General features: G+C 47.2%; 3 protein-coding genes. All 3 read right to left on the reverse strand.

The window, feature by feature from the left end; translation table 11 throughout:
- Nucleotides 1-386 (reverse strand): ATP-grasp domain-containing protein (locus B7X71_RS16315; RefSeq protein WP_293601504.1); only part of this gene is annotated, 386 nt, incomplete at its 3' end.
- Nucleotides 387-554: 168 nt separating this feature from the next.
- Nucleotides 555-1,091 (reverse strand): recombination regulator RecX, encoded by a 537-nt coding sequence (gene recX, locus B7X71_RS16320; RefSeq protein WP_293599169.1) that lies wholly within the window; start codon nt 1,089-1,091, stop codon nt 555-557.
- Between the two features lie 7 nt (nt 1,092-1,098).
- Nucleotides 1,099-1,790: recombinase RecA (gene recA, locus B7X71_RS16325; protein WP_293601505.1), on the reverse strand; the 692-nt coding region annotated here is incomplete at its 5' end.

A 1,790-nucleotide genomic window follows, 5' to 3' on the forward strand; every position in this document is an offset into this window, starting at 1 on the left:
CCTTCGCTGGACGCCATGATCACATTCTTTTGTGTTCCGCGGTCAGTAACGATACTGAAGTAATACTCTTTTTTGATGTCAGCGCCATCTTCAATCAAGAGGCGATTTACTTTTTGACCTTCTGGGCCAGTTTGGTGGGTCTTCAACTGCATCCCCAAAATTTCAGAAGCGTACTTTTTCACTTCGTCCATACTGCGAGCTAATTTCACACCACCACCCTTACCGCGACCACCTGCATGAATCTGTGCTTTAACAACCCAAACTGGGCCGCCTAGCTTTTCGGCAGCTTTAATAGCCTCATCAACGCTAAATGCAGGTATGCCATTTGGAACAGGCACATTAAATTGGCGCAAAAGTTCTTTGCCTTGGTACTCGTGAATTTTCATAATTACTCCGAAACGGTGTCTTTTTTAGCAAGCGATAAGAATGTATAAAACCAGCCGCCTGCTTTTGGTTTTTTCTTTCCAACCAAAAAATGGCGAGCGTTTTACCCGACTTTGTAAGTCTATCATGCTGCATTGCATCAACTTGGGGTTTTTGGCTCCGTAATTGCCCTAGTCAGGGCGTCCTGCGACCACCTTGGAGACTACATCAGAACTGAAGCCCTTGGAGGCCAGAAATCGATATTGGCGCGCCCGCTCTTTTTGTTCAATTGCCAATGCACCAAACTTGCGCAACCACAAGTCATGGGCACGCTGGTATTCGGTTTCCTTGAGATTCCTGAGGAGATCGATGGTCTTTGCACTATCCACCCCGGCCTGAGCAAGTTCGTCCTGTATTTTTCGTGTTCCAAAGCGCTCGCTACGGCGTCGGACCAGAGCCTCTGCAAAGCGCTGGTCAGACAACCAACCGCGAGCCTCAAAATCATCTAAAACGGCTTCAATTTGTGTGGTCAACGGAATGACTGACTCAAGCACCTCAGAATCCTCTGCGGGAGTCTGGAACTTCAACATCCTTGCGGCAGACTCTTCGAGCTTTGCGGCCAGCCCTTTGCGACTGTACTCTCTCATAGACAAAAGGCGCAAAGCCCGAGCTTTGAGACTCGGGCTTTGTTTTTTACTTTTCTTAACAGTGCTACCTAATTCTGACATTGAAGAATTACGCTTCCTCTTCTTCACTCAAAACATCGCTCACTACTGCTGTGCCAGCTTTGACACCCAATTTCGCACGAATCTTCGATTCAATATCTTGTGCAATGGCTGGGTTCTCTTTTAAGAACTCGCGCACATTATCTTTTCCTTGACCAATGCGATCACCGTTATAGCTATACCAAGAGCCTGATTTTTCTACGATATCGGCTTCAACACCCATATCAATAATTTCACCTTCTCTAGAAATGCCGGCGCCGTACATGATGTCAAAGATGGCTTCGCGGAATGGAGGTGAGACCTTATTCTTCACTACCTTCACGCGAGTCTCGTTGCCGACCACTTCGTCGCCCTTCTTAATACTGCCGATGCGACGAATATCTAGACGCATAGAAGCATAAAACTTCAGCGCATTACCACCAGTAGTGGTTTCAGGGGAGCCAAACATCACACCAATCTTCATTCGAATTTGGTTAATGAAAATGACTGTAGTGTTCGTACGCTTAATTGCGCCAGTTAATTTACGTAATGCCTGACTCATCAAGCGCGCCTGCAGACCTGGCAATGAATCGCCCATGTCGCCTTCAATTTCTGCTCTTGGCACCAAGGCTGCTACTGAGTCGATCACGATTAAATCGATTGAGCCTGAACGCACCAATGCATCTGCAATTTCCAATGCCTGCTCACCAGTATCAGGCTGAG

The sequence above is a fragment of the Polynucleobacter sp. 39-46-10 genome, assembly GCF_002282275.1.

Excerpts from the sequence above, each read along its gene's own strand:
- recX (WP_293599169.1), bottom strand. The coding sequence starts at position 1,091 with ATGTCAGAATTAGGTAGCACTGTTAAGAAAAGTAAAAAACAAAGCCCG.